This is a genomic window from Mesorhizobium sp. 128a, from assembly GCF_053848025.1.
In genome coordinates this window covers 1-9,828 of record NZ_JBSPKY010000050.1, presented here as the reverse complement: position 1 = coordinate 9,828, position 9,828 = coordinate 1, and the positions used below count along the sequence as shown (strand labels likewise).

At 57.8% G+C, this 9,828-nt stretch carries 6 protein-coding genes; 3 read left to right on the top strand and 3 right to left on the bottom strand.

Annotated features, from left to right (window positions below; genetic code table 11):
• Positions 1 to 884 precede the first annotated feature (884 nt).
• Positions 885 to 1,622, bottom strand: coding sequence for a hypothetical protein (locus tag ACWTU9_RS32690; protein WP_455861930.1), 738 nt, complete (start codon positions 1,620 to 1,622; stop codon positions 885 to 887).
• Between the two features lie 199 nt (positions 1,623 to 1,821).
• Positions 1,822 to 2,433 carry a class I SAM-dependent methyltransferase gene (locus ACWTU9_RS32685; RefSeq protein WP_455861929.1) on the bottom strand — a complete coding sequence of 204 codons (612 nt, stop codon included), beginning with the start codon at positions 2,431 to 2,433 and terminating at the stop codon, positions 1,822 to 1,824.
• 275 nt (positions 2,434 to 2,708) lie between these two features.
• Between ACWTU9_RS32685 and ACWTU9_RS32680 the strand changes: the two genes are divergently transcribed.
• Complete coding sequence (locus ACWTU9_RS32680) at positions 2,709 to 3,815, top strand: FkbM family methyltransferase (protein ID WP_455861928.1); 1,107 nt, start codon at positions 2,709 to 2,711, stop codon at positions 3,813 to 3,815.
• 46 nt (positions 3,816 to 3,861) lie between these two features.
• Here ACWTU9_RS32680 and ACWTU9_RS32675 read toward each other — a convergent pair whose 3' ends face one another.
• A complete protein-coding gene (locus ACWTU9_RS32675) occupies positions 3,862 to 6,666 on the bottom strand; it encodes a glycosyltransferase family 25 protein (protein WP_455861927.1) in 2,805 nt (934 codons plus the stop codon).
• A 996-nt stretch (positions 6,667 to 7,662) separates the two neighbouring features.
• Here ACWTU9_RS32675 and ACWTU9_RS32670 point away from each other — a divergent pair.
• Positions 7,663 to 7,977 (top strand): hypothetical protein, encoded by a 315-nt coding sequence (locus tag ACWTU9_RS32670; protein WP_455861926.1) that lies wholly within the window; start codon positions 7,663 to 7,665, stop codon positions 7,975 to 7,977.
• Between the two features lie 91 nt (positions 7,978 to 8,068).
• On the top strand, positions 8,069 to 9,828 hold a 1,760-nt coding region (locus tag ACWTU9_RS32665), incomplete at its 3' end, for a DUF4347 domain-containing protein (protein ID WP_455861925.1).

The window sequence follows — 9,828 nt, the reverse complement described above, 5'->3', positions numbered from 1 at the left end:
CGAGCATCTTCTACCACCTGGTGACGGCGTTGATGCAGTATCTGGACAAGACTGGAGGACAGGTCGAACCTTTCCCGCTGCTAGTCTCGGAAACAAGTACCCCCCCTCTCAGGCAGGTCTACGCCTGACTGAAGCGCTCCCTGGTCGTGCGAAACGCGGGCGGGTCTCACATCGCTTTCGCCATGAGAATGGATCGCTCGACCCGGATCTGATCTATTTGCCCGAGGACGCTTTCTCCACTCCTGCGAGGACACGAACGGGCGGGGATTCGCCACTTCAGTCAGACAACGCCCAATGAGACAACCCGTGGCGGGACGGCACGAATTCAAATCCAAGGCTCGGCTGAGCGGAGCCTAAACGCAGCAAACGTCATCCTTTTAGCTAAATTTGCAAATTCCTGAATAAGGCTAAAGTCTCGTCTTAGCCGGCGGTAAAAAAGACGCTGGTCAGGCCCAGCGGTCACCACCCAACTCACACCTCGCCTGCTGGGCCGCCCGCCATATGTTCCGATGGAACGAATCCGTGTTGTAGTAGTCGATGTCCGTGATGGCTTCGTCCAGCCTTGGACGGAGACCTTGGGCGCGTCCGAGATCGTCGTCACGTTCGAACAATTGGATGAAATCTTGCCCTTGCTTAAGGCCGCTCATCTGAATCCAGATTGGTGGGCGACCAAAAGGCATGAGCCCGCAAATCCCCCACGCCTAGGCACCCAAAGGTCCGGCGAGCATACGCTCGTCCAAATTGGCTGAACCGAAGCTCGCCCAGACATCGTCAACGATAAAGAGTTTGGGATGGTACATTGTCGGCTGGACCAGCGGCGCTAGGGGGAATCCCGCCTGTACAACGGGACAGCGTGGCCCGGCGACCCTCTCTTGCACCCGCTTTCACTTGAACCGTTGCGCGAACAAGTCCTGCAAGCGGAGCGGCAGTTGCGGCGAGGCCTCCAACTCCGTACAGCTCTGTTCCCATCGTCGGAGATATTCGGCGATGGGAATACCGGTTCGACCGGGCCAACGGTTGAGTGCGCCCAGAGCTTCGATGCAGTCCGGCGCGCGGTCGTATTCGGCGAGGATGGTCAGCGACATTGCCTGGGCAAACGGATTGAGGGCGGGCATTTCGATCTCGCCGCGGTGGTTGGCGAACCACGCAGCCGCGTCGCGCGTGAGCCCCTGGTTTTCAGCGAGCGCCGCATAGCGATCGATGATGTCCTGGCGGTACCGGGCGATGGCATCGCCGAAGGCGTTGTCGCCGGCGAAGGGCGGATTCACTTTCCAGTCCTTTGCCAAGCGACCGAGACCGCGCAGCGAGTGGGCCTCGACCAACGCCTCCTCGACCCATTGGCAAGGGGGCGCCGGCTTGGCGTCCGGCTGCCAGCTGTTGCAGAGCACATGGCCGAGCTCATGGCCGAACTGGTAGGCGAGCTTCGACCAGTCGCGGTCACCGATATCGACGATGATCCAGGCCATGCTGCTGCCGTCCGGATGCAGCCAGATGGCCGGCGTGCCAGAAGTGTGCTCGTCGATACGCAGCCGCTTCGGCTGGCGGTCGGACAGCAGGCGGACGCCGTCAAGGCACGCATGCCGCGTGCGCTCGACGACCTGATCAGCCGCGCCCTCAAGCATGTGGCCCCAGTCGCCGGCAAGCTCGATGGGGGCGGAGAGGAGGGTTGGCGATGGGCGGGCCGAGGGAGATTTGAGAGACATGGCCGCGTAGCCTTTCCGCGAGTGACTCCATAGCGTAGCCAAGCTAGTAGCCAATGAGACGGTAGCTAGCATGCCGAACTGTCGTCTGTTCGTCAGCTGATGCTCCTTGGTCGGGTTTTTATGCACCGATTTGCGTCATGTCCCACAGACACATCGCCTTTGATGCGTAGTGTTCCTCCGGCATGACCAGGAGTGGCAGCGGCAAAGAGAATGGCGGTCGCTGCAGGTTGAGAAATCCGAATCCGCCCGGTTCCGGCGCAATGTCCTGTGCCGAGGTTGAATGGCTTGAGGTGAATAGCCAGCGTGCGCCGCACTTCTTGAAGTTGCGCAGCGCGCGCCAGATATCGCGCTCGGTCAGATGTTGCAGACAGTCGCGTGAAAAAACGAGGTCGACATTCGGTAGCGGTTCGGCAGCCAGATCGAGCACGTGGAATTCGCGATCCGCGTATCGCATGCGATTCGTTTCGATGACTTCCGGAACGATATCGCAACCGATGTAGTGCGTTTTGCCCAAGTCGACGAAGCGCATCCAGTTGAAATCGCCGCAGGGCGCATCGAGCATGGACGTCACATCCAGTGCGCGCAAAAGCATCGGCAATACGGTTCGCACGCGATGTGTCGTCGCGTACGCTGAACCGAGTCCCGAGCGCGATTCCGCGGAGCCCCACTCGTTGCTTTGGTAAATGCGCGCGAAAGCTTCGCGGGAATCATCGGGTGTGCTTTGCGTCATCGAATGCACCTCATCGACGCCGGTGACGTGCTCAATCCCAATGCCAGCCGCATTGATAGGAAGACAGAAAAGCCGTCAAGCACGCTTACTTCTGCAATAGGGCACTATGCGACAAATTTCAACAAATTCGACGTCGGCGCGCGTTGATGCGGGCCAGCTGAGCTTTGTTACAACCGCTGGACCAGGCCAATCCCGCCAGCGTCAATCTCGGCCCTTTTTTTTGCAAAACGCCCAAACTCGCTTAACATCACCCGAAATCAATGGAGGGGTCTTTCGTGGGCGCGAATCTCAACCAAGCCGGGGTTGCCAAGCGAATCTTTACCTCGCATGGAACTACCCTGTTCGTAGACACTTCGTCGGGCGAGCTTCGACACGGGTTGCTAGAGTATAGCCCGAACAATGTATTTCTGACTCAAGATGGCGAAGCGGCTCGCATTCGCTTTATTGACGGCGATGGGCAGACGGATATCGTCTATCTTTCTGAGTACTCGGCGCTCTCGGATTCCAAGAGAATAGACGTGGCCGATGTTCTCAAGTTAATAACCGACAACGCGCTAACGATCGTCGATCTGCCTAGAAATAAATTTGGACTTGCTCAAAATGGGACTTTTCTATCCGCGCGATCCGACGGTCGGGTTACTCTATCCGCTCCTCTATGCAGAGGTTGGGAAAATTTCCATTTCCGCGAAGATGCGTCGGAAGTAAGCGGAATTATTGTTAGCCACCGCATTGATGGAAAGATTATCACGTTCTTCATAAAAGATAGAACCGATATAATTCAGTCTATCTTATTTGGCGGGGATTTTTATGAGCGCGACACACTCGATCTAATTCGCGATCGTTCCACCCCAGGCAAAGTGTTCGTCGATATTGGCGCGAATATAGGTAACCATTCCATCTTCATGGCAAAATTCTGCAGTCCATCTGAAGTGATAGCTTTTGAGCCTAATCCAAAAGCGGTAGAAATACTTAAGTTAAACATCCTGTTGAACGCTTGCGCAAACGTAAACACGAGCTATCTCGGCCTCGCCCTTGGTTCAAAAACGACCAAAATGCGTGTCTTTTCGCCGGATCCGAATAATATGGGCCGAGCCCAGATGCTCAACGACGATGATGGAAATGTCAAATGCGTCGCTGGAGACCTCCTCCTGCAACAGAAGCCGGTAGGCCTCTTGAAGATTGATGTGGAAGGCTCAGAGTTCGAGGTGCTCAAGGGATTGCAGGGGACGATCGAAACTTGGCGCCCGAACATACTTATCGAGGTATGGCCGCAAAGTCAGCAAGATCTAGCCTCATGGTGTGACTCTTTTCGCTACATCGTCCAAGAGACTTTTCCCGTGGACAATAATTACTTCTTGACGCCCATTGAGAGGCAGTTGTGAGGGGGAGTAAGGAGTATCGGGCTGAACATTGCGATCGACACGAAGTTCATTGCCGATTCACAGCCACCCGATCTGACGCCTGATGGTCGTCGTGAATGACTAGTGGTGGCATACAAACGAACGCCTTCATTGAGTCATACGCCGCAGACATTGCGCAATCGATGCCCTCATCCTCTAAGACTACTCCGGTCTCAGGAAACGGAATAAGTCTCCTTTGTAGGGGTAGACATTTTTCAAGAAGTATCTGAGCGCCCCTTGGAGTTACTGAATAGGCCATCGCACCAAAGGAATGGGTCAGCCGGATCAGAGATCTCGAATAGCGGTCAGATTGAAATTGAGCCGGCACCTGTTTGTGCTTTCGCTCGTAAAACTCCAGCTTGGCTTTGGAAAAATCGAAGTTCAACCACAGGAATAAAGGATCAAAATTGAATCCCCACTTTATCATATCCCAGTTCTCTGGAGCCGTGGACAGAATTCGGGTCGACTCCTCAAGAAAGTTAAACGACGAGTAGACGTCGTCCTCGAAAATGGTAATTGGCCGCTTCTCGGCTGCCGCTAACTTCCACAAGTTGATGTGGGATAAAGCACAACCCAATGCGCCCGGCAGATACCCGCAATCCTCGGCAATCACTCCATCGTCTACCAAGGCTTGTAAGGCCGACCTATCGAGGGATGCTCCGTCGACGGCCGATACGCGAATTGTATTGGTGGCTAGATGAGGATTCCTATCTTGATACTTACTCCAGCGCTCGACGCTGCGGTCGAGGTTTATCAGGTGAATTTTCGGCGAACCCGTTGGCTCGACAGGCCGGGCTGGCATCGTCCCGGAGACAGGGGGCGCGGCGGCAGTGAATACGGGCGTATCGCCCGCACCATGCAACAGCGCTCGAGCCCGCTCGATCCCGTCGCTCACATGGTATTGGCCCTCGCCGAAGGTGATGTAGCCGTAGACCTGCCGGTTGTCCATGTACTGGACGATGCCGGCCTTCCTGGCGCTGTCGGCAAAGATGACATACTCGTATCTTGACGTGCCGTCATCATATGTCAGTTCCGTCAGCACGTCGGCGCGCACGAGATAGGTGCAGTGCACTAGCGGCATCTCGATGACGCCGCGAACATGCCGGTTGAGTACCCACCCATATTGGTCGCACTGCAGATAGTAGCCGTTGGCGTCGACCTCGGCGTGGTAATTCGAATAGTACTGGCCGGGCGAGATAGAACGCAGCAAGGGGGCGACGATCGGCAGGTCGAGCGCGACAAGCTCTCGTAGCGTGGCCGGTCGCACAAAATTGTCGACGTCGACGACGAAATAGAAGTCGCAATTGTACTCAAGGGTCTTCCCCAGGCTGATGTTGCGGATTCGGCCGAGCACCTTGAAGCGCGTCTCGTTCCATTCGTGTTCGCGAAACTGCTCGACCCGATCGGCCACGTCTGAGGCATCGAACTCAACCGCCGCGTAGAGGTGGCGTACACGCTCCACCCATTCGCGGAGTATGTGCTCGGTCCTGTCGGTGTTGTTGTTTGTCCTGATGTACAGCACGATCGACGCCTTCGGGTAGTCGAGCGCCTCGATGCATTCGAGGTAAAGGGGGAGTGCCGGCTCCTTCTGCTTTGCCAGGATTGTTACCAGAACGCGCGGCGTGCCCTTCATGCGCGACCGCAACGAACGCTGCGGGATGAGCTTGTGCTGTTCAACCAGGCTCTCGGCGCCGAGTCTCCCCAAAGCCGGTGGCTCGCCGACCTGAAGCTTGTCGGTGGCGAAGCGCGCGTTGGCCACCACGCGCTTCAGCATGTTTGCCGGCAACTTGTCGCTGGCCAGTAATTTCAGGCAGGCGTCGAGCGATTCCCGGTATGCGCCTACCCAGTACGCGTTGACCGAAAACTCATCGAGAAGCCCATAATCGTAGACCCAAGGCTGCACGAAAAGTCCGGCGGGTTGAGCAAGGTCGAGCCCTCGACGCGCAAATTCCATTCCTTCCGCATTCCGGCCTTGGTTGCGGCAAAAGAGGCTTGCGGCGTGAAGAGCCTCCGCACGGGCGGGAACGGTCTGCGCGGCACGTTCAAAGGCCGCAATGACCTCGGCGAATGGCCGTCCCAGCGCTGCCATGAGGTTGCCCGCCTCGAGCAGGCTGACATAGATCTCCTCGTCCCAAAAACCCAGTTCGGCACGCTTCAGATAGTTCGCCAGCGATTTTTCACGTTCACCGGAATCCCTGTAGCTCTGCGCCAAATAGAAGGTGTATCGCGAGACAAGGAAGGGGTCGGTCTCCGTGGCAAGCGCATTTTCAAGAACCGCCGCGTCGTCCTGGTACTTTCGCGGGTTTTGACTGCGTGCTCCGCCACGCCCCGTCGCCACGCGAAAACCCTTGGCGGTCTCGCGTGTGAGATGGCCGGGAGGGGCCTCGAGATATTCGTGCAGCACGCCCTTGAAGGAGAACGGCAGCCGGTTACGGCAGATCTGCGGCCGATAAAACGAAATGTCACCATGGGACACCTCGATGTCGTATAGATCGTGTTCCATCTTCGACTTGAACGCGATCGGATCGAAGCCGGCGTCCTGGACCACGACGTCGTCCGCGTCGATGATCATGGCGTAGTCAACCGTCTCGACTTCACGCAGCCGGTCAAGGGCAAAGGTCCGGTTGTACGCGAAGTCCCGCCAGGGCTCGTCGATGACTGCGCCGTTGACATTGTGCGTGGTCAGGAAGCTACGGATGAGGTCCTGCGTGCCGTCCTCGGAACCCGTGTCGATGACGAGCACATAGTCAACGATAGGAAGCGCGCTGGCGAGGCAATGCAGAATGACCTTTGCCTCGTTCTTGACGATCATGCACAGGCCGATGGTGCTCATGCTAATCCCTTGACGGAGCGGCGTTCGTTACGCGCTGCTCGAAATTGTTGAAGGGGAACTCATACGTCTTTATCCGGCCTTTATACCTCGTGCACATTACCCGCCGCCTTGGCCATCTGCATGACCTCTGTTGCAAAGTATCGCTCATCCCTTCCTTGCAGACGCGACCTCAGCGCCATCCATTGTTAGCCAGCACTTTTCATCCCAGCAAGGCCTCGCGGTTGCCTTGGACGAAGGGGGGCGAACAAACCTTCCAATCGGGTTCAATCGCTCACGCTCAAAACTCCGCCGCAATATCAAGGCTTCGTCGCTACGAGGTGGAGCATCTTTAAGCCCCGGATTTTCCGATGCATTTGGCCGCATGCGCGCCATCTCGATGTTTGCCAAGATAGTCAGTCGTGATTGCGCAATTAACAAATCGTAAACAGGTTATTTACAAGTTGCTAATTTTATAATTTACTAATGTCTTACATATGTGGAGGGTTGCCGTGGACCGGGCAGTAGGCCTGTCGGTTCGCGCGGTCTGCGAAGCCAGGAGAGTATCTGGAGCAAGTCACTTCTTTGCGTGAGGGCGCAGAGAGTGTTTGGTGGCGTGCAACGAAGACGTCGGACTGCCTTGAACTCAAGTCTAGCGTTTTCCCAACCTGATGTTCCCTCGCAAGTAGTCGATTCCCTCGCAAGTTGTCGTCGAGAAATCGAGACATGCGTGTTGGGAGTTGGCTGTGGTTGGTGTGATACCAAGTACGAAACGATGCGCCCGCGGCACGGGCTTCCGCTTCGATCAATCCCTTAATTATCCGCTCCTGGCCGCCAGCAAGGATTGCCCCGCGATTGACGGGTATTCCTCGGCGTCCCGTGGACCGCCGCGCGCCTGCGAACGCCACGCTCACCTCAGCGAGCGCCCACGTTCGGCAGCGATTGAAACCAACGATTGAAATCCAAGGGTACGAACCAAGAGAAGCTGCGGCACGGCCGTTGGCGACCGAGGAGAAGATGATGAGCTACATAGCAGGGTTTGCGGTCATGGAAGTTGCCGTTAGAGGCGTCTTGCCCATCGGCGACACGACCGAAAATGTGCCTTATTTTATCCTGGACACGGCCAAGAGCGCCGTCGTCGGTCAGGTCATTCTTCCCAAGGCCGTCAAGCGAAGCATCGCCGTCGCTGTCACCGTCAAGGTTCCGGCCGCGGCCGGTTCATTGGCGATTGGCACGTTTGACGATGGCGGGACTTTCCAGGCCTGCAGCTTCCTTCGCGTAGAGAGCCCCACTGTTGCACGTCCCGACGGCGCAGTCGGGCCGTCTGGACGATGACGGCTCCCAAGCTCCTTCTCCTAACCGCTCGCGGGCCATCCCGGTGGGCGGTTTCCACTTGAACCGAATTCGAAGCCAACAGGAGCCAGTCATGGCCCGCGCCTCTGAATTTCTTTTTGTCGATCCTTCAGTTTCCGACCTCGCGACGGTTCTCGGCAACGTGCGACCCGAGGTTCAGGCGATTGTGCTCGATGGCCACCGACCGGTGGCGCAGCAGATCGCTGCCGTATTGGCAGGGCACAACGGGCTCGATGCAGTGCACGTGTTCGCGCATGGCGCGCCTGGCCGGGTCAGCTTCACGGCAGGGGAGTGGTCGACTGCCACATTGAAGGAAGAGGCTGAGGATCTTGCCGCGATCGGCCGGGCGCTTGCCGCGGATGGCGAACTGAGGCTGTGGAGCTGCGAAACGGCATCGGGGAATGCTGGCGAGACCTTCGTGGCCGCGCTGGAAGAGGCCATCGGCGCGGACGTTTGCGCATCAAGATCGCTGATTGGCGCGGCCGCCCTGGGCGGCTCCTGGGAGATATCCGCACGCGTAAGCTCGTCCACGCCTTTGCCTCCGATGACTTCAGCTGGCGTGGCCCGTTACTCGGGGATGCTTGCCGCCGACCTTACACTCCATGGGCTCATAACTGCCGGCGGCAACTCTTCGGCTGTCAACACGTACTATATAGTCGATACTCACGTAGCTCCGCCGACTAACCCGGCACTTAATAAGGCAGATGATACAGTCGTTGGTGCGTTTCAGCTTCCATCTGCAAACCAAAGCGGTTTAATCAATGACTTTTTAGCAACTATAACAATTCCAAACACTACTGATATTTATTTCCTTTACGACAGCAATTTCAAATTATACGGCACGCTTTCCCCCGTTGTAGGGGGTTATAGTTTTACCCCGGTAGATGCTAATAATGGCGATAATGGCAATTTCTTTGATACCGCTTCTTTTATCGCCACCACAGGTCAAGCAGGCGCGACCGGACCCGCGGGGGCGACCGGCGCGACCGGCGCGACCGGCGCCACGGGTGCGGGTTCGACAGGAGCCACGGGCGCGACCGGTGCCACGGGCGCTACCGGTGCGACCGGTGCTACTGGTGCGACAGGTACTTCAGGCGGGACGGGCGCGACCGGCGCAACTGGAGCCACAGGCTCGACCGGCTCGACAGGTGCAACCGGCTCTACCGGGTCCACAGGTGCAACCGGTGACACGGGAGCGACTGGCTCTACCGGCTCTACCGGCTCTACCGGCTCTACCGGCTCTACCGGCTCGACTGGAGCCACAGGTGCAACCGGTGATACCGGAGCGACTGGCTCTACCGGTGCGACAGGCTCGACTGGCTCTACCGGAGCCACAGGCGCAACCGGTGATACCGGAGCGACAGGTTCGACTGGCTCGACTGGAGCAACCGGCTCTACAGGAGCCACAGGTGCAACCGGTGATACCGGAGCGACTGGCTCTACCGGTGCGACAGGCTCGACTGGCTCTACCGGAGCCACAGGCGCAACCGGTGATACCGGAGCGACAGGTTCGACTGGCTCGACTGGCTCGACTGGCTCGACTGGAGCAACCGGCTCTACAGGAGCCACAGGTGCAACCGGTGATACCGGAGCGACAGGTTCTACCGGCTCGACTGGCTCGACTGGAGCAACCGGCTCTACAGGAGCCACAGGTGCAACAGGTGATACCGGAGCGACTGGCTCTACCGGTGCGACAGGCTCTACCGGAGCCACGGGTGCAACCGGGGATACCGGAGCGACAGGTTCTACCGGCTCGACTGGCTCGACTGGAGCAACCGGCTCTACAGGAGCCACAGGTGCAACCGGTGATACCGGAGCGACAGGTTCTACCGG